The organism is Sphingomonas flavescens, from assembly GCF_030866745.1.
In the GTDB taxonomy this organism is placed as follows: Bacteria; Pseudomonadota; Alphaproteobacteria; order Sphingomonadales; family Sphingomonadaceae; genus Sphingomicrobium; species Sphingomicrobium flavescens.
On record NZ_CP133016.1, the window covers coordinates 1,795,033 to 1,816,220 of the forward strand.

Annotated in this window: 19 protein-coding genes; 11 read left to right on the plus strand and 8 right to left on the minus strand. The window is 65.5% G+C overall.

Annotated features, from left to right (window positions below):
• Position 1: 1 nt before the first annotated feature.
• The gene (hemC, locus tag QU596_RS09240) at positions 2 to 913 is read right to left on the minus strand and encodes a hydroxymethylbilane synthase (RefSeq protein ID WP_308515195.1); all 912 of its coding nucleotides are present in this window, start codon (positions 911 to 913) and stop codon (positions 2 to 4) included.
• Between the two features lie 51 nt (positions 914 to 964).
• Here hemC and tsaD point away from each other — a divergent pair, with 51 nt between their 5' ends.
• The 8 genes from tsaD (at position 965) to QU596_RS09280 (ending at position 8,839) form a co-directional block, all read left to right on the plus strand.
• Positions 965 to 1,996, plus strand: coding sequence for a tRNA (adenosine(37)-N6)-threonylcarbamoyltransferase complex transferase subunit TsaD (gene tsaD, locus QU596_RS09245; RefSeq protein WP_308515197.1), 1,032 nt, complete (start codon positions 965 to 967; stop codon positions 1,994 to 1,996).
• Entirely contained in the window at positions 1,993 to 2,973 is a 981-nt protein-coding gene (locus QU596_RS09250) for an NAD(P)H-dependent glycerol-3-phosphate dehydrogenase (protein WP_308515198.1), read from the plus strand. The genes tsaD and QU596_RS09250 overlap by 4 nt, the downstream gene beginning before the upstream one ends.
• 11 nt (positions 2,974 to 2,984) lie before the next feature.
• Positions 2,985 to 4,229 (plus strand): RsmB/NOP family class I SAM-dependent RNA methyltransferase, encoded by a 1,245-nt coding sequence (locus QU596_RS09255; RefSeq protein WP_308515201.1) that lies wholly within the window; start codon positions 2,985 to 2,987, stop codon positions 4,227 to 4,229.
• Positions 4,230 to 4,247: 18 nt separating this feature from the next.
• Positions 4,248 to 4,904, plus strand: a complete 657-nt coding sequence (gene rpe / locus QU596_RS09260; RefSeq protein ID WP_308515202.1) for a ribulose-phosphate 3-epimerase — start codon at positions 4,248 to 4,250, stop codon at positions 4,902 to 4,904.
• Positions 4,901 to 6,553: a heparinase II/III family protein gene (locus QU596_RS09265; protein ID WP_308515204.1), complete on the plus strand. Its 1,653-nt coding sequence runs from the start codon at positions 4,901 to 4,903 to the stop codon at positions 6,551 to 6,553. The genes rpe and QU596_RS09265 overlap by 4 nt, the downstream gene beginning before the upstream one ends.
• Positions 6,554 to 6,568: 15 nt before the next feature.
• Entirely contained in the window at positions 6,569 to 8,161 is a 1,593-nt protein-coding gene (gene purH, locus QU596_RS09270) for a bifunctional phosphoribosylaminoimidazolecarboxamide formyltransferase/IMP cyclohydrolase (protein ID WP_308515207.1), read from the plus strand.
• A 218-nt stretch (positions 8,162 to 8,379) separates the two neighbouring features.
• On the plus strand, positions 8,380 to 8,553 hold the full coding sequence (locus tag QU596_RS09275) for a DUF465 domain-containing protein (protein ID WP_308515209.1): 174 nt from the start codon (positions 8,380 to 8,382) through the stop codon (positions 8,551 to 8,553).
• A 13-nt stretch (positions 8,554 to 8,566) separates the two neighbouring features.
• Positions 8,567 to 8,839, plus strand: coding sequence for a TFIIB-type zinc ribbon-containing protein (locus QU596_RS09280; RefSeq protein WP_308515211.1), 273 nt, complete (start codon positions 8,567 to 8,569; stop codon positions 8,837 to 8,839).
• On the opposite strand, the gene QU596_RS09285 is transcribed toward QU596_RS09280, so the two are convergent.
• The 5 genes from QU596_RS09285 to QU596_RS09305 all read right to left on the minus strand — a co-directional run bounded on the left by QU596_RS09285 (position 8,836) and on the right by QU596_RS09305 (position 16,262).
• The gene (locus tag QU596_RS09285) at positions 8,836 to 10,353 is read right to left on the minus strand and encodes a lipopolysaccharide biosynthesis protein (protein ID WP_308517971.1); all 1,518 of its coding nucleotides are present in this window, start codon (positions 10,351 to 10,353) and stop codon (positions 8,836 to 8,838) included. The genes QU596_RS09280 and QU596_RS09285 overlap by 4 nt on opposite strands.
• A 50-nt stretch (positions 10,354 to 10,403) precedes the next feature.
• On the minus strand, positions 10,404 to 13,262 hold the full coding sequence (gene polA, locus QU596_RS09290) for a DNA polymerase I (RefSeq protein ID WP_308515213.1): 2,859 nt from the start codon (positions 13,260 to 13,262) through the stop codon (positions 10,404 to 10,406).
• Positions 13,263 to 13,344: 82 nt separating this feature from the next.
• On the minus strand, positions 13,345 to 13,740 hold the full coding sequence (locus QU596_RS09295; RefSeq protein WP_308515214.1) for an MAPEG family protein: 396 nt from the start codon (positions 13,738 to 13,740) through the stop codon (positions 13,345 to 13,347).
• Positions 13,741 to 13,752: 12 nt separating this feature from the next.
• On the minus strand, positions 13,753 to 15,333 hold the full coding sequence (nadB, locus tag QU596_RS09300) for an L-aspartate oxidase (RefSeq protein ID WP_308515216.1): 1,581 nt from the start codon (positions 15,331 to 15,333) through the stop codon (positions 13,753 to 13,755).
• The gene (locus QU596_RS09305; RefSeq protein WP_308515218.1) at positions 15,330 to 16,262 is read right to left on the minus strand and encodes an ABC transporter ATP-binding protein; all 933 of its coding nucleotides are present in this window, start codon (positions 16,260 to 16,262) and stop codon (positions 15,330 to 15,332) included. Before QU596_RS09305 ends, nadB begins: the two co-directional genes overlap by 4 nt.
• A gap of 73 nt (positions 16,263 to 16,335) precedes the next feature.
• Here QU596_RS09305 and QU596_RS09310 point away from each other — a divergent pair, with 73 nt between their 5' ends.
• The 3 genes from QU596_RS09310 to QU596_RS09320 are packed head-to-tail and all read left to right on the plus strand — an operon-like array spanning position 16,336 to position 18,490.
• Complete coding sequence (locus tag QU596_RS09310) at positions 16,336 to 16,536, plus strand: zinc-finger domain-containing protein (protein WP_308515220.1); 201 nt, start codon at positions 16,336 to 16,338, stop codon at positions 16,534 to 16,536.
• A complete protein-coding gene (gene tldD, locus QU596_RS09315; RefSeq protein WP_308515222.1) occupies positions 16,533 to 17,954 on the plus strand; it encodes a metalloprotease TldD in 1,422 nt (473 codons plus the stop codon). Before QU596_RS09310 ends, tldD begins: the two co-directional genes overlap by 4 nt.
• The gene (locus QU596_RS09320) at positions 17,951 to 18,490 is read left to right on the plus strand and encodes a DUF924 family protein (RefSeq protein WP_308515225.1); all 540 of its coding nucleotides are present in this window, start codon (positions 17,951 to 17,953) and stop codon (positions 18,488 to 18,490) included. The genes tldD and QU596_RS09320 overlap by 4 nt, the downstream gene beginning before the upstream one ends.
• 1 nt (position 18,491) lies before the next feature.
• Here QU596_RS09320 and QU596_RS09325 read toward each other — a convergent pair whose 3' ends face one another.
• Complete coding sequence (locus tag QU596_RS09325; RefSeq protein ID WP_308515227.1) at positions 18,492 to 18,896, minus strand: protein tyrosine phosphatase family protein; 405 nt, start codon at positions 18,894 to 18,896, stop codon at positions 18,492 to 18,494.
• A complete protein-coding gene (locus QU596_RS09330) occupies positions 18,893 to 21,127 on the minus strand; it encodes a M3 family metallopeptidase (protein WP_308515229.1) in 2,235 nt (744 codons plus the stop codon). The genes QU596_RS09325 and QU596_RS09330 overlap by 4 nt, the downstream gene beginning before the upstream one ends.
• Positions 21,128 to 21,188: the final 61 nt, after the last annotated feature.

Genomic DNA, 21,188 nt, shown 5'->3' on the forward strand with positions numbered 1-21,188 from the left:
CTCAGGACTCGAACAGCCTCCGGATGGATTCGGGCGCTGCCGCCAGCATCGAGCGCGCCAATTCTTCGCAACTGCGCAGTTCGTCGCAATCGAACACCGCGCGCTGCTCGACCATCTCGCTGCCGTCCTCATTGAACAGCTGCGCGCGCATGCGGAGATCCCCATCCTCGAGCACGCAAAAGGCAGCGACCGGCGAATGGCAGGTCGCGCCAAGTGCGCGAGTGAAAGCGCGTTCGGCCATCACGCAATTGTATGTGATTTCATTGCTGACGGTGCTGAGGACGCTCTGCGTTCGCGTATCGTTCGTGCGGCATTCCATGCCGATCACCGCCTGGCCGGGCGCCGGCAGGATAATCTCGGTTGGTATCGCCGTGCCGGCATCGATTTCAAGCCGCTTCAGCCCAGCGGAAGCAAGCAATGTCGCATCGACCTCGCCGCTTTCGACCTTGCGTAGCCGCGTTTCGACATTGCCGCGGATCGGCACGATCTTCACGTCGGGCCGGAGCCGCCGCACCTGTGCAGCGCGGCGCGGCGACGATGTCCCCACAACAGCACCCTGCTTCAGCTTCTCAATCGATTCGGCGCCGATGATGCGGTCGCGCACGTCCCCGCGCGGTCGGACGGCGGCGATATGGATTTCGGCCGGTCGCTCACTTTCGACGTCTTTCATCGAATGGACGCAGAAATCGACTTCTCCAGCCAGCAGCGCCCGGTCGAGCTCCTTGGTCCAAAGCGCCTTCCCGCCAATCTCGGCCAGCGGGCGGTCCTGCACCTTGTCGCCGGTGGTGGTCACGGGAACGATCTCGACGAACCCATCGGGCCAGCGCTGCGCGGTCTCGATCGCCGCGGCGACCTTGCGCGCCTGGGCCAGCGCCAGTGGTGATCCGCGAGTCCCGAGGCGAAGTCCTTGCATGCCCCACCCCTAGTGCATCTCGAGAGGATCAGGCAAAGGGCCGGACACGAAATGACAGTCATCTTGGGTCTCGAAAGCAGCTGCGACGATAGCGCCGTGGCGCTCGTCACCGCCGACCGCCGCATCCTCGCGCAGGCGGTGGTGGGCCAGAACAGCGCGCACCAGCCCTACGGCGGCGTGGTGCCGGAGATCGCCGCCCGCGCGCATGTCGAGATTTTGCCCTCGCTTATTCGCAAGGTGCTGGATGACGCCAAGCTGTCGATCCAGGATGTCGATGCGGTCGCTGCGACGGCGGGCCCCGGGCTGATTGGCGGCGTGATGGTCGCGCTTCTGGCCGGCAAGGGGCTGGCGCTGTCGGCGGGCAAGCCACTGATCGCCGTCAACCATCTCGAAGGGCATGCGCTTTCGCCTCGGCTTGCCGATCCGGACCTACAGTTTCCGTACCTGCTGCTGCTGGTTTCGGGCGGACACTGCCAATTGTTGGAGGTGACAGGTGTCGGTGACTATCGCCGCCTCGCCACCACCATAGACGATGCGGCAGGGGAGGCGTTCGACAAGGCGGCCAAGCTGCTCGGCCTGCCCTATCCTGGCGGCCCCGCCATCGAACAGCTTGCCAAGGATGGCAGCGCGGACGCCGTACCATTGCCCCGACCGCTCGTGGGCTCGGGCGAACCGCATTTCTCTTTCGCCGGCCTCAAGAGCGCTGTGCAGCGCGCAGTCGTCTCGGGCGACTTCGCGCCGGCCGACCTCGCCGCCAGTTTCCAGCAAGCGGTAGTCGACTGCCTCGTCGATCGCACCCGCCTTGCGCTCGAACGTAGCGATGCTCCGGCGTTAGTTGTCGCGGGCGGAGTTGCCGCCAACCAAGCGATTCGGTCAGCCCTTGAGGAACTCGCCGCGCGCTATCACCGCCGCTTCAGCGTACCACCGGGCTGGCTGTGCACCGACAACGCGGCGATGATTGCCTGGGCAGGCGCTGAACGGTTTACGCGCGGCGATTGCGACGGACTCGAAGCACCGGCGCGAGCGCGCTGGCCCCTGGATGAAACAGCCGACAAGGTGCGCGGCGCGGGGGTAAAGGCATGAAGCTCGGCATTGTTGGCGGGGGCGCGTGGGGTACGGCGCTGGCGCAAGTTGCCGCGACAGGCGGACGCGAGACCATGCTTTGGGCCTTGGAGCCCGAGGTCGTTGATGCCGTCAACGCGCGCCACGAGAACCCGGCCTATCTTGCGGGCATCCCGCTCGACCTCGCGATCCGCGCGACGTCGGACCTCGCGGATCTCGAGCAGTGCGATGCCTGGCTGATGGTCACCCCGGCCCAGCACATGCGCTCGGTGCTCGAACGCGCGGGCGGTAGCGACCGACCACTGGTCCTCTGCTCCAAGGGCATTGAGGAGGGCAGCGGCGAACTCCTTCATCGTGTGGCGAAGCAGGCTTGCCCCGGCGCGCCGGTCGGCGTGCTATCGGGTCCGACCTTTGCCCATGAAGTGGCCAAAGGACTGCCGACCGCGGTCACGCTTGCCGCCGAGAATGATGGCCTCGCGCAGCAGCTGCGCGACCGGATCGCCCAGCCCACCTTCCGTGTTTACCTGTCGGATGACGTCACAGGCGCGGAGATCGGCGGCGCCGTGAAGAATGTGCTCGCGATCGCCTGCGGCGTCGTCGAAGGCAAAGGCCTCGGCCAGAATGCGCGCGCCGCGCTCATCGGCCGTGGTTTCGCGGAAATGACGCGCTTCGGCATGGCCTTGGGCGCCAAGCGAGAAACGCTCGCCGGTCTCAGCGGTCTCGGGGATCTCGTCCTGACCTGCTCATCGACCAGCTCGCGTAATTATTCTCTAGGAAAGGGCATCGGCGAAGGCCGTGCGGCCGCCGAGCTGATGGCCAATCGCAAGACGGTCGCCGAGGGCGCCTTTACCGCACCGGTCTTGGCGAAGCTTGCCCGCGACAAGGGCATCGACATGCCGATCGTCGCGGCGGTTGATGAGCTGATTTCCGGGCGCGCTAGCGTCGACCAGGTGCTCGATGCACTGCTGACGCGTCCCCCGCGCGCCGAGGGCGTGTGAACGGCAAACCGGTGACCGAAGGACTTGGCGCACGCCGGGCTGCCCTGCAGATCCTGGATGCCGTGCTTCGCCGCGGCCAGACGATCGACGCGGCATCAAGCGCCATCCGCAACCTGTTCGCGCCCGATCGCGCGCTGGCGGTGGCGATCGCCGGAGAAACCCTGCGCCGCCTGCCCGATCTCGACGCCCTGATCGACAGCGCAACGCGCAACCGTCTTCCGGATGACAGCAAGGCGCGCAATGTTCTGCGTCTCGCGCTCGCGCAGAAGATCGGCCTGCAGACGCCGGAGCATGCGTTGGTCGCGACCGCCTTGCCGCTGGTCGATGGGGGTCCACGCCGGCTGGTGCACGGCGTGCTCGGCACGCTGCTCCGTCGGGGTGTTCCGCTGATGGAGGCACCCCTCCTGCCGCCAGAGGTCGAGCGGCGCTGGGGAGAAACTTGGGGCGATGACGTCGTGGCGGCGGCGCGGCGGCAGATCGCCCGGCGCCCGGCACTCGACCTGACCTTCATCGACGACGGCGAGGCTCAGGCCTTCGCGGCGCAACAGAGCGGCGTCTCGCTCGCTCCGCGTCACGTGCGCATCGAGAGCAGTTCGGTCACGGAACTACCCGGCTTCGGCGAAGGACGATGGTGGGTACAGGATCTCGCCGCATCCTTGCCTGCGCGGGTCGTTCCGTCCGAAGCTAGGGAAGTGCTCGATCTGTGCGCAGCGCCCGGCGGCAAGACCATGCAGCTCGCTGCGGCCGGTCACGCCGTCACCAGCGTCGACGCGTCGGGAAGTCGTCTCGGACGACTGCGCGAAAACCTCGAGCGGACGCATCTCAATGCCGACCTCGTCGAAGCCGACGCCCTGAAATGGCGACCGAAGCAGCAATATGACGCTATTCTGCTCGACGCGCCGTGCTCGGCGACCGGCACGTTCCGCCGGCATCCCGAAGTTCTGTATCGCGCACGTCCGCGCGTGATTGCGGAGGGTGCGGAGTTGCAGGGCCAGTTGCTTGATCGTGCCGCGCAGTGGCTCACGCCGAACGGCACACTGATCTACGCCGTCTGCTCGCTCGAAAAGCCCGAGGGTGAAGACGTCGTGACCGCGTTCCTCGATCGCCAGCGCGGTTTCCGTCTCCTCAAGCCCGTGGGACTGCCCGACTTCGCCTCGATGGGCGGCGACAATTCTGGTCGAATCCTCCCCGGCCTGCTGGAAAGTGACGGCGGGCTCGACGGCTTCTTCATCGCGCGCCTTGTCCGCGCCGATTAAACCCGTTTAATCAGGCTCATGCCGCTAATCGCTCCTTCCATCTTGTCCGCCGACTTCGCCAAGCTGGGCGAGGAAGTGCGCGCGATCGACGAGGCGGGCGCCGACTTTATCCACATCGATGTCATGGACGGGCATTTCGTGCCCAACCTGACGATCGGCCCGGCGGTGGTGAAGGCACTCCGGCCATATTCTGCCAAGCCGTTCGACGTGCATCTGATGATCTCGCCGATCGACAATTTCCTCGATGCCTTTGCGGAAGCAGGCGCGGATACGATCACGGTGCATCCCGAGGCGGGCCCTCATCTCCACCGCACGATCCAGCGCATCAAGGGCCTCGGCAAGAAGGCGGGCGTCTCGCTCAATCCGGCGACTCCCGCGAAAATGCTCGATTACGTGCTCGGCGATATCGACCTGGTCCTCGTGATGAGCGTCAATCCGGGCTTCGGCGGGCAGAAGTTCATCGCCAGCCAGCTTAAGAAGATCGAGGCGATCGCCAACCGCATCACGAAAGAGGGCCTGACGGTCGAGCTGGAGGTCGACGGCGGCATCGATGCCGAGACTGCGCACCAGGCCGTCGATGCCGGCGCAACCGCGCTGGTAGCCGGCACGGCGGCCTTCCGCGGCGGCCCATCGGCCTATGCCGACAACATCCGCGCTCTCAGGGGCGGCGGGTGAGCGAAAAGGATTCGGCCGCCGAGCGCGCGGCCGTCAGCAAGCTTGCACGCGGCTCCCTGCTGTCGCGGCTACGGCCTTCGCGCCAGCCGCTAAAGCTCGCCGCCGTCCCCCGCGACCATGTCCACGGCGACCGCTCCCGCGGGGAAGCCTTGCTCGCGGGACGCTTCACGGTCGGCAGCGAAACGCTTCCGCTCAAAGACCTCGACTTCGGCCAGGTCGGCGCCCGCGGTGCGCTGGCTTCCCAACTCCAGGGCTTCTCGTGGTTGCGGGACCTCGCCGCGGCCGCTTCGCGCGAACGCGGCGCTAAACTTGCCGAGGCAGTCGTCGGCCGCTGGCTGCTCACCCATGGCGCCAAGGTCGATGACGCCTGGGCCCCGCATTTGTGGGGCGAGCGTATCCTCTTCTGGACCGCCTACGCCCCGTACATCCTGTCGAGCGGCGACAGCGGTTATCGCTCGGCGCTCCTCAACACGATCGCCCGCGGGGCGCGTCATCTTGACGCCAATGCCGACAAGGCGGCCGCCGGGCTCGACCGCGTGACCGCCTGGCTCGGCGTGGTAGCCGCGGGCTTGCTGCTGCAGGGCGGCATGCAACGCGTCGCCCGTGGCGAGGCGGGCCTCGCCCGCGCACTAGCGTCGGCGCAATATGACGACGGGGGCCTGATCAGCCGCTCACCGTACGAACAGATACTCCTGGTCGACCGCTTTGGCCTACTCCGAGCCTGCTACCTCGCAGCCAAGGCGCAGATCCCCGACGGCATCGAGGCCGCGGCGCAGGCTTCGCTCGCCGCGCTGCACGGCATCGCCATGGGGGACGGCGCCCTGTCGAGCTGGCAGGGTTGCGGTCCCGCCGAGCCTTCCGTCCTGTCCGCCATCATCGACGGCTGCGGCATGCGCGCCCGTCCGCTGCGTAACGCTCGCGGATGGGGCTATCAGCGCATGTCGGCGCTCGGCACGATCCTGGTGCTCGACGCCGCCCCGCCGCCACCGCAGAAGATGACCCAGCAGGGCAACGCCTCCACCCTGGCGTTCGAACTTTCGGACGGTCCGCAGCGTCTCGTCGTGAATTGCGGCGGTCCCGGTCCGCTGCCCAGCGACCTCCCCGACGAGCTGATCGAGGGCCTCCGTACGACGGCGGCGCACAGCACGCTCATTCTCGACGACACTAACTCGACCAACATCCAGCCCGATGGCTCGCTGGGCAAAGGCGTCGAAGACGTTACCATCGACCGCAGCGAGGACAATGATGCCAGCCGCCTCGAATCGAGCCACGACGGCTACGTCCGCGCCTACGGCCTGATCCACAAGCGCAGCCTGATGCTCGGCAACGACGGCAAGGAATTGCGCGGCGCCGATCAGCTGCTGCCCAAGGGCCGGAAGCGCATCCGCGAAGGGCTGCCTTACGCCGTCCGCTTTCACCTCGCCCCAGGCGTCGAGGTCACCGCCACCGCCGACGGCATGGGTGCGATCCTGCGCTCCAAGGGCGCGCCCGCGTGGAACTTCCGCTGCCGCGGTGCCAATCTCACCACCGAGGAAAGCCTGTGGATCGACGGCCGCGGCCGGCCGCAGCGCACGATGCAGCTTGTCATCATCGGCGAGGTATCGGCATTGGGCGGCGAAATCGGCTGGACCTTCCGCCGCGCCAGCTAATTAAGAGGAACATCGATGACCGATCTCGTCCCCGTCCGCCGGGCCCTCATTTCATTATCGGACAAGAGCGGGCTGGGAGATCTCGCGGCGGGCCTAGCGCAGCATGGCGTCGAAATGGTCTCGACCGGCGGCACGGCGGCGAAACTACGCGAAAGTGGCGCCGACGTTCGCGACATCAGCGACCTGACCGGTTTCCCAGAGATGATGGACGGGCGAGTGAAGACGCTGCACCCGAAGGTGCACGGCGGCCTCCTCGGCGTCCGCGACAATCCGGATCACGCGGCGTCGATGGCTGAGCACGACATCGCGCCGATCGATCTCGTCGTCGTCAATCTCTACCCCTTCCTGCAGACGGTCATGAGTGGCGCCGACCGCGATACGATCATCGAGAACATCGACATCGGCGGCCCGTCGATGGTCCGCTCGGCCGCCAAGAACCATGCGCATGTCGCGATCGTCACCGACCCTGCCGATTATGCCGAGCTGCTGGCGGAACTCGACGCGAATGACGGCGCGACGTCACTCACACTGCGCCGCAAGCTGGCGGCCAAGGCCTACGCGCTGACTGCAGAATATGATTCGACCATCTCGCAATGGTTCGCCTTCGCCGATCAGCAGCAGCGCTGGCCGGATAACTGGACGCGCGCGAGCCGCCTGAAGATGCCGCTCCGTTACGGCGAGAACCCGCACCAGCAGGCCGCCCTCTATCTCCCGAGCGGGTCACACGCCCGTGGCATCGCCCAGGCCGAACAGATTCAGGGCAAGGAACTCAGCTACAACAACCTCAACGACGCCAGCGCCGCACTCGAGCTCGTGGCCGAATTCCGCAGCGCCAAGCCGACGGTCGTCATCGTGAAGCACGCCAATCCGTGCGGCGTCGCGAGCCGCGCGAACTTGCTCGACGCCTGGAACGAAGCGCTTGCCTGCGACAGCGTGTCGGCATTCGGCGGCATCGTCGCCACCAATCGCCCGCTCGACGCCGCCACCGCTGAAGCGATCACGCAGATCTTCACCGAAGTCGTCGTCGCGCCCGATGCCGACGAGGACGCGCGCGCGCTGTTCGCGAAGAAAAAGAACCTGCGGCTGCTGCTCACAGGCGAATTGCCTGACCCGGCGCGCGGCGGGCAGAACATCGCCGTCATCGCCGGCGGCATCCTCGTCCAGGACCGCGACAACAAGATTATCACCCGCGACGACCTCAAGGTGGTCACCAGGCGTCAGCCGACCGAGCAGGAACTGGCCGACTGCCTGTTCGCCTGGACCGTCGCCAAGCATGTGAAGTCGAACGCCATCGTCTACGCCAAGGATGGAGCGACCGCGGGCATCGGCGCCGGCCAGATGAACCGCCGCGACAGCGCGCGCATCGCCGCGGCCAAGGCGCAGGAAGCCGCCGAGACCTACGGCTGGCCGCAGCCGCGCACCGTTGGCTCAGCCGTCGCCTCGGATGCATTCTTCCCCTTCGCCGACGGACTTCTCGCTGCCGCCGAAGCCGGTGCGACCGCGGTCATCCAGCCCGGCGGATCGATTCGCGACGATGAAGTCATCGCCGCCGCGGACGAGGCGGGCCTTGCGATGGTCTTCACCGGCGTCCGCCACTTCCGCCACTGACCGCTCAGTAGTCACATCCCGGCCCGCGCCGGTTGAAAACGGCCGTTGGCGCCCACAAGTCAGCGTTGCGGACCGGGCCCCTCTGGCGCGCCCAGCCTAGGTTAGGCGCGTGATGTCGGACCGCATCGGATGATCCGATGCGACGACGGGCGGTCCAGAACTTCCCTTCACAGCGCCGGATCCTTCGATCGAACCTTGGTTTGAGAGGAGTACTGACAATGCGCTCGCGAACATTTCGCTTGCTCGAAATCCACCAGCGGGTCGACGAGGCCCTGCGCCGCGAATTGCGGCGGCGCTGGCCCAACCATCTGCGGGTTACCCGCCTCAAGAAGCTGAAGTTGCGCGTGAAGGATCGCCTCCACCGCCTGACGCCACGCCTGCGCACGGCCTGACGGGAGGACGTAGATGAGTGCACACGCACAGGGCATGCCGTGCCCCAATGACGGCACGCCGCTGGTAATGTCCGAACGGCAGGGGTTCGAGATCGATTACTGCCCGAGCTGCCGTGGCGTCTGGCTGGACCGAGGCGAGCTCGACAAGATTGTGGAGCGATTGGCCGCCCCAGCATCGGCTCCGGCACCGCAGCAAGTGGCGCCGCCCTATCCGCAGCACCTTTCGGGCGGCGGCTATTACAAACAGAAGCGTCGGCAGTCGTTTCTCGAAGAACTGTTCGACTAGACGATCGAATCGCGGATCTGGTCCCGGGCTTCGGCGGCATCTTCCGCTTCCCGAAGCTCGGCGACCTCGCTTTTCCGCAGCTTGAATAGCTCGCGGTCTTCGGGGCCGAACCCCTTGGTCCAGAGTACCGCGCCGAATGCTGCGAGGATCGCCGGAATCCCGATGATCAACTGCAGCGTTTCCGGCAAGAACAGCCGCACCGGCACGCCGACCACCACGGCAGCCGCCGCGGCCCACCAGACGCTCCAGCGCCAACCGGACACAGGCGCGCCGAGCTTCTTGGCAAGCAGGCGCGATTTCACGATCGATGCGAACCCGAGCGCGACACAGAGAGCGATTGCCGGTCCTGTAGCCTGAAATGCAAGTGGTAAGCCTTCGCCTTTCATTATCAGGATAAGCGCCGCCGCAAGCCCCGCCTCGACCGCGAGCATGATCAGACTGATGATCATGTTCCGCGCGCGGGCAACGTAGATCAGCGCGGCCTCGCTTACGACTGCAGCAGCGGCGATTACCTCTGCGGCCAACAGGAAGCCGAGCGTCGCGGTGCCGCCGGTGAACCCAGAGCCAACCAGCCCCATGACCGCGCGCCCAGGAATGCCGAGCGCAAGCGCGATCCCTGCCTGCGCGGCAATAATCCAGTATGTGACCTGACGAACCTGCTTGGCCACCGACAATTTGTCGTTGGCGGCAATCTTTCGCGCGATGGCGGGGCCCAGAACCGGTTCGAAGCTGGTCTTCAGCTTGGCGGGCAGCGTCGCGACCTGTTGCGCGACATAATAAATTCCGACGAAGCTGGCCGGCATGAAGGCGCCGAGCACCGCCAGGTCGACGCGACGCGACGCCCATTCCACGGCGTCGGCGGCTGCCAGCGGGACGTTGCGCACCGCCGTTCCCCACGCCTCCGAAAGGTCGGGGCGCCAGCCCTTCGGCAAGCCGTAGCATCGGAATAGCGGGATCAGCGCCGCAATCAGCGCCGCGACCATCGAGAAGACGTATGAGACGATCAGCCCGTCATCGAGCGAGATGTACGACCAGATGAAGGCGACGATGCTGATCGTCCACGGCTCCACGATTGAGCGGGCTCGGACGGTCGAGGCGACGTCATGCTGATAGGCCAGCGCCGCTAGCGCAATGTCGGTCCAGGCGATGGCGATGACGGTAATCGCCAGCAGGTGGTCCATGCCTGAGATGCGCGTTGTCGGGTACATCGCGCGTGGGAACGCGATGAGGATCGCCATCCCGATAATCGATCCGATCGCGGCGACCAGCAGCGCGTCGGCTACCACGCAGGCGTGCGGTTTCTTGGCGTCAGCCAGCAGTTGCGCGAGACCGCGCCGGAGTCCGAGCGCAGCGATCTGCGCGGCAAACTCTACGACTAGGACGGCGTAAGCGAAGCGGCCGAGCTCCGACGCGCCGTAGACGCGGCCGGCGATGAACAGGAACGGCAGCCGCGCGGCCAGGCGTAGGACGAAACCGAAGGCGTTGAGCCTTCCGCCCCGTGCCAGCGTTGCCATGTCGGCGTCGGGTGCTTCCGCGGTCTTCCCCTGGACGCGCTCGGCGTCGGTCAATGCGCGGCGCCCCAATGCTCGCCCCAGCCGACTTCCACGTCGAGCGGGACATCGAGTTTCATGCCAGGCTCGGCGGCATTGGCCATGACCTGTTTGATCACGGCTGCCGCAGCTTCCTCCTTGCCGTCGGGCACTTCGAATACGAGTTCGTCGTGCACCTGCAGCAGCATGCGGACGTCGCTCAGCCCAGCTTCGGCGAGGGCATCGTCCATCCGCGCCATCGCACGCTTGATCAGGTCGGCGCTGGTCCCCTGGATCGGCGCGTTGATCGCCGCGCGCTCTGCACCGCCGCGGATCGATGGGTTGGGTGAGCGGATGTTCGGCTCGAAATGCGTCTTCCGCCCGAACAAGGTCCTCGTGAAGCCATGTTCGCGGACGAACGCGAGGGTGCTGTGGGTGAAGGCGCGGATGCCGGGAAAGCGTTCGTAATAGCGGTCGATGATCGCCTTGCCCTCGTCCTTGGGCAGGCCGAGCCGGCCAGCGATGCCCCAGGCCGAGCTGCCGTAAAGAATGGCGAAATTGATCGTCTTGGCCTGGTTGCGTGTGTCGCGGTCGACGCGGCCGAACAATTCCTCGGCCGTCATGCTGTGGATGTCGACGCCCTCGCGGAAGGCTTCCTTAAGCTGCGGCACGTCGGCCATGTGCGCGGCCAACCGCAGCTCGATCTGGCTGTAGTCGGCGCTCAGCAACTTGTAGCCCGGCTCAGCGACAAATGCGTCGCGGATCTTGCGGCCTAGCTCGGTGCGGATGGGGATGTTCTGCAGGTTCGGGTCGTTAGACGACAGCCGCCCGGTCTGCGCCCCCGTCATCGAGTAACTGGTGTGCACGCGGCCAGTCGCTGGATTGATCTGGGCCTGTAGCGCGTCGGTGTAGGTCGACTTGAGCTTGGTCAGCTGCCGCCATTCCAGCACCAGCGACGCGCACGTAACCCCTTCCGCGGCCAACCGCTCAAGCTCGTTTACGTCGGTCGAATATTGCCCGCTCTTGCCCTTGCGGCCGCCCTTGAGGCCGAGCCGCCCATAGAGAACTTCGCCGAGCTGCTGCGGGGAGCCGATCGTGAACGGTCCGCATGCTGCCTCATAGATGCGCTCCTCCAGCCGCGCGGTCTCCTCGGCGAACTCCTTGCTGAGCCGCGCTAGATACTCGCGGTCGACCTTGATGCCGCGCTGCTCCATGCGCGCCAGCACCGGCACCAGCGGCCGATCGACGCGCTCATACACCCGCGCAACATTCTCCTGCGCCAGCCGCGGCTTGAGCCGCAGCCATAGCCGCAACGCGATGTCGGCATCTTCACCGGCGTATTCGGTCGCCGGGCCCAGCGGCACCTTGTCGAAGGTGATCTGCTTCGCGCCCGTGCCGCATAGCTGCTTGAACGGGATGCACTCGTGATCGAAGTGCAGCTTTGCCAGTTCCTCCAGCCCATGCCCGAACGACCGTCCGGCATCGAGCGCGAAGCTCATCACCATCGTATCGTCGATCGGCGCGACATTGATGCCGGCCTTGTCGAACATCACCCAGTCGTACTTAAGGTTATGCCCGACCTTCAGGACGGCAGGGTCCTCAAGCAGCGGCTTCAGCTTCCTCAGCACCAGTTCGAGCGGCATTTGATCCGGCGCGTCCGACAGCAGGTCCGCGCCGCTATGGCCGACGGGAATGTAGCAGGCGCGGTTGGGCGCGATCGCCAGGCTGATCCCCGCCAGTTTGGCGACGATGCAGTCGATGCAGTCGGTCTCGGTATCCAGCGCGACATGACCCTGCGCCGCCGCCTCCGCGATCCAGCGTTCGAGCGTCGCCTCGTCGATCACCGTCTCGTACTTCGTGCGGTCGATCTCGATCTGCTCGGCGGGCGGCGGCCCGGCCGGCTTCTTGTCGAGCGACCTCATGACGTCATTGATGCCGCCGCCGCTGCTGCTCCGGCCTTGCGCGGGCCCGCCATTTTCGAGGCGATTGAGCAGCGTCTTGAACCCTTGGTCCGCCAGGAACTCGCGAAGCGGCTCCGGCGGAATGCCCTTCAGGGCTAGGTCTTCCAGCGGCTCCGGCAGGTTCGCGTCGCACACCAGCCGCACGAGCTCGCGGCTCAACCGCGCCGCGTCGGCATGGTCGATCAGCGACTGCTTCAGTTTCGGCTTAGTGATCGCGTCCGTCGAAGCCAGAACTGTCTCCAGATCGCCAAATTGCTGGATCAATTGGCTCGCCGTCTTCGGTCCAATCCCCGGCACCCCCGGCACATTGTCGACGCTGTCGCCCATCAGTGCGAGCACGTCGCCGACCTTCTCCGGCGGCACGCCGAACTTCTCCAGCACTTCCGCGCGACCAATCCGCCGGTCGTTCATCGTGTCGAGCATGTCGATCCCGGCATCCTCGTCGATCAGCTGCATCAGGTCCTTGTCGGAACTGACGATTGTAACTTTCCAGCCCTTCTTCTTGGCTTCGGTGACGTAGCAGCCGATGATGTCGTCGGCCTCCAGCCCGTTCTCCTCGATGCACGGGATAGAAAAGGCGCGCGTGGCGATGCGAATCAGCGGAAATTGCGGGACCAGGTCTTCGGGCGGTGGTGGCCGATGCGCCTTGTACTTATCGTACATCTCGTTGCGGTGCGTGCTTTCCGATGCGTCGAGTATCACCGCCATGTGCGTCGGCCCGTCCGCCCGCGTCAGCCCGTCCGCGAGCTTCCACAGCATCGTCGTATAGCCATAGACCGCCCCCGCGGGCGTACCGTGCCGGTTCGTCAGCGGCGGCAGCCGGTGATAGGCGCGGAAGATGTAGCTCGACCCGTCGACCAGATAGAGGTGCGGCGTCGCGGTCGCCGCGGGAGCATTGCTGGCGGGCGCTTCTTGGGTATCGGTATCGGACATGGGCACTCGGGTTTAGCAGGGTCGCGGCGGGAAGGAAGCTCGCTGCCACGTCATCCCGATATGGGCGCGAGACGCCCGAATTTCAGCCGACCAGCAGCGGCTTGATCACCATGCCCAAGCCGATGATGCTGACCACGTAGGTGATCGTGCGCACCACCGGCACGCCCGCCATGTACAGCGGCAGATAGACAACGCGGGCACCGAGCCAGATCCAGCCGCCGAGCGCGGTCCATTCGCTCGTCCGCTGGGCCACGACTACGCCAATTAGCGCGACGATGGCGATCGGGAATGTCTCCTGGAAATTGACCTGCGCCCGCGCCGTACGGCCGGTCATGGCGTTGGCCGGGGGAAGCGTCTCATCCCGCGCTCCGACGTTCCATTGGCGGCCGTATTGCTGGGTCTTGAACCGCGTCGCGACGAAGATGTGGATGAACAGCAGCACCGCGCCGAGCGCGAGAATTCGGATTTCGACCGGCATTCGTTCCTCCCCTTATGGAACCAGGATCGTGTCTTTCGCCTCGGGCAATAGCCCGGGACAATCGAGCGTATAATGAAGCCCGCGGCTCTCGTGCCGGCCCAGCGCTGAGCGGATAATCAGGTCCGCGACCTCGACCAGGTTGCGAAGCTCGATCAGATCCGGCGTCACTCGGAAGTGTTTGTAATATTCCGCGACCTCCTGCCGCAGCAGGTCAATGCGGTGCTTGGCCCGCTCCAGCCGTTTGGTGGTGCGTACGATCCCGACATAATTCCACATGAAGCGCCGGATCTCGCCCCAGGTCTGGGCGATCACGACCTCTTCGTCACTGTCCGTTACTCGGCTTTCGTCCCAAGGCCGCACGTCGGTCGCGGCCGGGAGCTGGTCCCAGTTAGCAGTGATGTGCCGCGCCGCCGCTTCGCCGAACACGAGACATTCCAGCAGGCTGTTCGACGCAAGCCGGTTGGCGCCATGCAGTCCCGACTGCGTTACTTCGCCGGCGGCATAGAGGCCCGGCGCATCGGTGCAGCCGTGCAAATCCACCAGAACGCCGCCGCAGGTGTAGTGCTGCGCAGGCACCACCGGAATGGGTTCGCGCGTGATGTCGATGCCGAGCCCCCTCAGCTTGTCGTAGATGTTCGGAAAATGCTCGCGCACGAATTCCGGCTCGCGGTGCGAGATGTCGAGCCATACGAAGTCGAGACCGTCGCGCTTGATTTCGTTGTCGATCGCCCGCGCGACGATGTCGCGCGGGGCAAGCTCGCCGCGTTTGTCATAGGCCGGCATGAATCGCTCGCCGGTTTTCGGGTTCTTGAGCAGGCCGCCTTCGCCCCGCACCGCCTCGGTGATCAGGAAGTTCTTGACCTCCAGATTGTACAGGCAGGTTGGGTGGAACTGCATGAATTCCATGTTGGATATGCGGCATCCGGCGCGCCAGGCCATCGCGATCCCGTCGCCCGTCGCCCCGCGCGGGGCGGTGGAATAGAGATACGTTCGACCCGCGCCGCCCGTCGCGAGGATGGTCGCCCGCCCGGTCAGCGCTTCGACCCGCTTCTTCTTGCGGTTGTAGGCGTACAAACCGTGCACCGCGCCGCTGGTCGAAAAGTCCTTCGCGTGCCGCCCGGTGATTAGGTCCACCGCGACCATGTCGGGCACCAAAGTAATGTTCGGATGCTTGGCAGCGGCCGTCTCCAGCGCCTGCTGCACTGCATAACCGGTCGCGTCCGCGACGTGCACGATGCGCCGGTGGCTATGGCCGCCTTCCCGGGTCAGGTGCAGCGCGTCACCATCGGTGGCGAAAGGGACGCCAAGATCGATCAGCCTTTGGATCGCGCGCGGTGCTTCTTCCACGACATGCTCAACGACATGCCGGTCGTTGAGGCCCGCGCCGGCGATCATCGTGTCCTCGACATGCGAAACGAAGCTGTCGCCCTTTTCCAGCACCGCGGCGATGCCGCCCTGCGCCCAGCTCGTGGCGCCTTCGCCCAGCGCGCCCTTGGCGATCACCGCAACCTTGTGCGTCTCGGCCAGATTGAGCGCAGCCGTCAGTCCCGCCGCCCCCGAGCCGACGATCAAGACGTCGGCGGTCTGCTTCACGCGGCAGCCTGAGCGGACGAGGTAAGGCTCAGGAAGACGTCCTCGAGATCCGGGTCGCGTGTGGACACGTCGACGATGCCCAGTCCCGCGTCCGTTAGCGCACTCAGCACCTGCCCGGCATTGGCGCGGTCTTTGCGGTAGGTGATCTCCAGCGTCCGCTCGTCGATCAGGTCGATATTCTCGAAACAGACGTTGGTCGGGACTTTCGCAATGTCCTTGTCGAAGGTGACGACGACCGCTTTCTCCTGCGCCTTCGACACCAGCTCGCGGGTCGGTTCGTTGGCGATCACCTTGCCGTGGTTGATGATCGCGATGCGGTCGCACAGCTCTTCGGCTTCCTCGAGATAGTGCGTAGTCAGCACGATGGTCACGCCCTGCGCGTGCAGCTTGCGAACATAGTCCCACAGCTGGCGGCGCAACTCGACGTCGACGCCAGCGGTCGGCTCGTCGAGCACGAGGATCGGCGGCGAATGGACCATCGCCTTCGCCACCAGCAGGCGTCGCTTCATGCCGCCCGACAGCGTTCGTGAATACGCGTTCGCCTTGTCGGTCAAATGCATCGCCGCGAGCAGCTCGTCGCTGTGGCGCTCGCTCTTCGGCACGCCGTACAGCCCGGCCTGGATTTCCAGCGTCTCGCGTGGGGTGAAGAACGGGTCGAAGATGATTTCCTGCGGCACGATGCCGATCGCGCGCTTCGCATTGCGCGGGTGCTCGTCGATGTCGAAGCCCCAGATGTCGACATTGCCGCTGGTCTTCACGACGAGGCCGGCCAGGATATTGATCAGCGTCGACTTGCCCGCGCCGTTGGGGCCGAGCAGGCCGAAGATCTGCCCGCGCGGCACGTCGAATGTCACGCCGTCCAGCGCCCGCTTGCCGCCCTCGTACGTCTTGCACAGATTCTCGATGCGGATCGCGGCTTCGGTGGTCATAGCGCGTGGCATAAGAGCGGTGCGGTGAGCCGACAAGCTTGTGAGCCCGGCTTCACGCTCCTAACTGACGCGCATGGCATCGAAGATTCCACCGCCCGAGGTCATTCGGGTTCAGACGCTGCAGGTCGCCTGCGACGGATCGGGCGAGATTTCGCCCGCGCTTGGCCACCCGCGTGTGTTCCTGCGCATCGAGGAAGACACTGGGTTCGTCGAGTGCGGCTATTGCGATCGCCGTTTCGTCCTTGAGGGGGGATTAGCGGACACCGGCGCATGACCGGCCCCGATCCGCGCCGCTTCCTTTATCGCAGTCTCGATCCTGACGGCGCCAAGCGCCTTGCAGCGACGCATCTCGCCGGCCACGACGATGGCGAGCTTTACCTGCAGTACAGCACGACCGAAGCTTTCGGCTTCGACGACGGGCGGCTGAAGACTGCCGATTACCACACCAATTCGGGTTTCGGTTTGCGCGGCGTGTCGGGTGAGACGACCGCTTTCGCGCACGCCAACGAGATCAGCGCCGCGGCGATCGACCGCGCGGCAACGACGCTGAAGCTGCTCGATCCGGCCCAAGGCGCTCCTGCCGCCGCGCCCGCCCGCACCAACCAGGCGATGTACGGCGCCGACGATCCGCTCAGCCTCGTGCCGTTCGCCGACAAGGTCGCTTTATGCCAGCAGATCGACGCCGCGGCGCGTGCTCGGGATCCACGGGTGGCGCAGGTCAGCGTCGCGCTGGCGGCGAGCTGGAGTGTCATCGACATCGTCCGCGCCGACGGCTTCGTTGCGTCCGACATCCGGCCGCTGGTGCGCCTCGGCGTGCAGATAGTCGCCGAGCATAACGGGCGGCGCGAGATCGGCTATCACGGTCTTGGCGGGCGCTATCTTTACGACCAGCTATTCGACGAGGCGGTGTGGGGCCGTGCGATCGATGAGTCGCTCAAGCAGGCGCTGGTCAACCTCGACTCGGTCGCCGCGCCAGCCGGCGAGATGCCGGTGGTGATGGGCTCGGGCTGGGCCGGCATCCTTCTTCACGAAGCGATCGGCCACGGGCTCGAAGGCGACTTCAACCGCAAGGGAACGTCGGCCTTCTCCGGCCGCATCGGCGATCGCGTCGCGACGCCGGGTGTCACCATCGTCGACGACGGCTCCATGCGACTTCGCCGCGGGTCGCTAACGATCGATGATGAAGGCACGCCGACCGGCCGCACGGTGCTGATCGAGGACGGCATCCTGAAAGGGTATCTTCAGGACCGACTCAATGCTCGACTGATGGGCATGGCGCCGACCGGCAATGGACGGCGGGAAAGCTATGCACATGCGCCGATGCCGCGCATGACGAACACCTTCATGCTCGCCGGGAAGGACGATCCGCAGGAACTGATCGGTCGGGTGAAGGACGGCATTTACGCCAAGAGTTTTGGCGGCGGGCAGGTGGACATCACCAGCGGCAAGTTCGTGTTCGGCTGCACCGAGGCCTATCGCATCCGCGGCGGCAAGATCGCCGAGCCGGTCAAGGGCGCGACGGTGATCGGGGACGGTCCGACCGTGTTGACCCGGGTCAAGGGCATTGGCCACGACCTCGAGCTCGACGAAGGCATCGGCGTCTGCGGCAAGGGCGGCCAGAGCGTGCCGGCCGGAGTTGGTCAGCCGACTTTGCTCATCGACGGCCTGACGGTGGGCGGCACCGCGACTTGAGCGGCGACTGGCGGGCCGATGTCCTCCGCTTCTGGTTCGGGCTCGATCCCGAGCAATGGTTTCGCGGCGGCGATGCGCTCGATCACCTGGTTCGCGAGAACTTCCTCAAGCTGTGGGAGGCCAAGCGCCAGCTTCCCGCACACTCCTTTCTCGACGATCCACTAAGTGCGCTCGCCGGCACGATCCTGTTCGACCAGTTTCCGCGCAACATGTTCCGCGATCACGCTGACCAGTTCTCGACCGATCATTTGGCGCTGCAGATCGCGCAAGGAGCTCTGGATCGCGAGTTTGACCAGAAACTAGCGCCCGAAGAGCGCTCTTTTCTCTACCTGCCTTTCGAGCACAGCGAAAACCTCGCCGATCAGGATCGTTCGGTCCTGCTGTTCACCGCGCTCGGCAATGAAGAGCAGCTCGACTACGCCAAGCGACACCATGACGTCATCGCCAAGTTCGGGCGATTTCCCCATCGAAACAAGATGTTAGGCCGCCCGCCGCGCCCGGCGGAGCTCGCTGCAGGCGACGTTGTCCCCTGGTGATCTAAAGCAGATGCGCGATCGGGCCGGCGTCGAACCCGGCGTCCGACAGGCACCGTTGCACGTCGTCAGCCGTTTCGCCGCGCTCTCGCTTCGCTAGCGCCAAAGCCAGCGCCGAGCGGTTTCCGGACCGGCAGAAAGCCAGCAATTGGCCGCCCTCAGCCTCCTCCAAGACCTGCCGCATCGCCGCGACCTCGGCCGGGCCGATCCCGCGTGTGATGGGGATGTGGTGATAGGCGATTCCCGCAACTGCGGCGGCGTCCTCAATTTCGTGCGCGCGCGGCTGGTCCGGTTCCTCGCCGTCCGGCCGGTTGTTGACCAGCACCGTTATTCCCTCCGCGGCCAGGTTCGCAACTTCTTGCGGCTGAACCTGGCCCCGAACGGACGCTTGCTGGTCGAGGCGGATCATTGGCCGCGCTCGGTTTTGTTGGTCGTCGCTGCCGGGACCGAAACGGGGACGGGCGGCGGCGTGCTGGCGCCGGGTGCGGGCGCCAAACGCGAATCCAGACCATAATAGTCGAGGTACGGCTGGATCTGCGGATCGTGCCCGGCCCAGCCGCGGTACATCGCCGCCAGGTCCTGCGTGTTGCCGCGCGACAGGACCATGTCGCGGAAGCGCTGACCGTTGGCGCGGGTCAGACCGCCGTTGTTCTCGAACGTCGCGAACGCGTCCTGTCCGAGCATACGGGTCCAGGCGTAGGCGTAGTAAGCCGCCGAATAGCCGTTGGCCCAGATGTGCAGGAAGTAGCTCGACCGGTAACGCGGCGGCACGTCCTTGGTGTCGAAGCCGCCGCTGGCCAAAGCCTGCGCTTCGAACTTGTCGACGTCCTGGCGCGGCGCTGTTGCCGGCAGGGAGTGCCAGTCGAGGTCGAGCCGCGCGGCTTCGAGCGCCTCGCCGACCTCATAACCTTGGTTGAAGGTGCGCGCCTTCATGATCTTCTGCACGAGATCGGCCGGGATCGTCTTTCCGGTCTGATAATGGACGGCGTAGTGCGGCAGGATCTTGGGATCGAGCGCCCAGTTCTCATTGAACTGCGATGGGAATTCGACGAAGTCGCGCGCAACGCTGGTCCCGGACAGCGTCGGATAGGTCTGCGCCGCGAACATGCCATGCAGCGCGTGGCCAAATTCGTGGAACATCGTCGTCACGTCATCGAAACTGATTAGCGCGGGTTGGCCCGGCGCCGGCTTGGTGAAGTTCTCGACGTTGTAGATGACGGGCTTGGTCCCGCGCAGCGTCGACTGGTTGACTAGGTTCGACATCCACGCGCCACCGTTCTTGTTGTCGCGCTTCCACGGGTCGATCATGAAGATCGCCAGCTGCGATCCATCCGCGTTGTTCACCTGGAACACGCGCATGTCCGGGTTCCAGGTGGGGATGTCCTTCCGCTCGGTGAAGGTCAGGCCGTAGAGCTGATAGGCGGCATAGAAGACGCCATCCGTCAGCACCTTGTTGAACTCGAAGTACGGCTTCAGATCGTCGCTGTTGAGCGCGTACCGCTGCTTGCGGATCTGCTCGGCATAGAAGTTCCAGTCCGCCGCAGTCGGCTGGAAGGTCGCACCCTGCGACTTGGCGAGCGCCTCGATATCGGCCCACTCCTGGCGCTGCTTGGCCGAGACCGCGGGCGCCAGGCGATCGAGGAAGCCGACCGCCGTCGCGCGGTTCTTCGCCATCTGATCGTACAAGGTGTAGTCGGCGAAATTCGTGTTGCCGAACAGCGCCGCTTTCTTGGCGCGGAGCTGCGCGATCTCGCTGATCGTCGCGCGCGTGTCGTTGGCGTCGCCATGCTCGGCGCGATTGAGGCTGGCGTCGAGCAGCTTCTGGCGCGTGTCATGGCTCGTCAGCGATTCCAGCGACGGCTGCTGCGTCGTATTCTGCAGCGGCAGGACGTAGCCGGCCACCTTGCGGCCCTTCGCCGCTTCCTGCGCGGCGGCGAGCTGCGCAGGCGACAGGCCGGCCAGCGCTGCAGGATCGGTCACGTGCAGCGCACCAGCCTTTGCAGCCGCAAGGAGCTTTTGACCGAACGCCGTCTGCAGCGTGCTCAGCCGCTGGTTATAGGCCTTGAGCTGGGTTTGCTTGGCTGGAGACAGCTCGGCGCCCGCGTGCACGAATTGGTTGTAATAAACGTCGAGCAGCTTCGCCTGCTCCGGGTTCAGGTTCAACGAAGCCTGATTGTCGTGCAGCGTCTTGAACCGCTGAAACAGCTTGGCGTTGAGATAGATGAAGTCATTGTGCGCGGCGAACATCGGCGAGGTCTTGGTGTCGGTCGCCTGCAGCGTGTCGTTGGTGTTCGCGCCGTTGACCGCGCTGAACGCCAGGTTCGCGCGCTCCAGCAGCAGTCCGGTATTTTCCATCGCGACGACAGTGTTCTCGAATGTCGGCGCGGAACGCTGGTTGGCGATCGCGGTCACTTCGCGCTTCTGTTCGGCCATGCCGGCCAGAATCGCGGGCAGATAATCGCTGTCCTTGATCTTCGAAAAGTCCGGGGTCTCGAGCGGTAGCGTGCTGCGCTGATAGAAGGGGTTCGATGCGGACAGTGTGGACGGCGCAGTGGGCGCATTCGCCTTGGGCGCCGCGCTCAACGGGGCGGCCGAAATCACAGCAAGGGCAGCGGTCGTGAAAAGCAGGGTGCGGTGCATCGGGTTCCTCAGACTCGTTCGATCAGCAGTTAAGCGCCTTTGAACCGTCCGTGGCTTTACG

What these genes read in the sequence shown, in the direction of transcription:
- polA (WP_308515213.1), bottom strand. Translation starts at nt 13,262, where the DNA reads ATGTCCGATACCGATACCCAAGAAGCGCCCGCCAGCAATGCTCCCGCG.
- tsaD (WP_308515197.1), top strand. Translation starts at nt 965, where the DNA reads ATGACAGTCATCTTGGGTCTCGAAAGCAGCTGCGACGATAGCGCCGTG.
- QU596_RS09250 (WP_308515198.1), top strand. Translation starts at nt 1,993, where the DNA reads ATGAAGCTCGGCATTGTTGGCGGGGGCGCGTGGGGTACGGCGCTGGCG.
- tldD (WP_308515222.1), top strand. Translation starts at nt 16,533, where the DNA reads ATGACCGGCCCCGATCCGCGCCGCTTCCTTTATCGCAGTCTCGATCCT.
- QU596_RS09295 (WP_308515214.1), bottom strand. Translation starts at nt 13,740, where the DNA reads ATGCCGGTCGAAATCCGAATTCTCGCGCTCGGCGCGGTGCTGCTGTTC.
- QU596_RS09305 (WP_308515218.1), bottom strand. Translation starts at nt 16,262, where the DNA reads ATGACCACCGAAGCCGCGATCCGCATCGAGAATCTGTGCAAGACGTAC.
- hemC (WP_308515195.1), bottom strand. Translation starts at nt 913, where the DNA reads ATGCAAGGACTTCGCCTCGGGACTCGCGGATCACCACTGGCGCTGGCC.
- QU596_RS09310 (WP_308515220.1), top strand. Translation starts at nt 16,336, where the DNA reads ATGGCATCGAAGATTCCACCGCCCGAGGTCATTCGGGTTCAGACGCTG.
- purH (WP_308515207.1), top strand. Translation starts at nt 6,569, where the DNA reads ATGACCGATCTCGTCCCCGTCCGCCGGGCCCTCATTTCATTATCGGAC.
- QU596_RS09280 (WP_308515211.1), top strand. Translation starts at nt 8,567, where the DNA reads ATGAGTGCACACGCACAGGGCATGCCGTGCCCCAATGACGGCACGCCG.
- QU596_RS09325 (WP_308515227.1), bottom strand. Translation starts at nt 18,896, where the DNA reads ATGATCCGCCTCGACCAGCAAGCGTCCGTTCGGGGCCAGGTTCAGCCG.
- QU596_RS09275 (WP_308515209.1), top strand. Translation starts at nt 8,380, where the DNA reads ATGCGCTCGCGAACATTTCGCTTGCTCGAAATCCACCAGCGGGTCGAC.
- QU596_RS09285 (WP_308517971.1), bottom strand. Translation starts at nt 10,353, where the DNA reads ATGGCAACGCTGGCACGGGGCGGAAGGCTCAACGCCTTCGGTTTCGTC.
- QU596_RS09330 (WP_308515229.1), bottom strand. Translation starts at nt 21,127, where the DNA reads ATGCACCGCACCCTGCTTTTCACGACCGCTGCCCTTGCTGTGATTTCG.
- rpe (WP_308515202.1), top strand. Translation starts at nt 4,248, where the DNA reads ATGCCGCTAATCGCTCCTTCCATCTTGTCCGCCGACTTCGCCAAGCTG.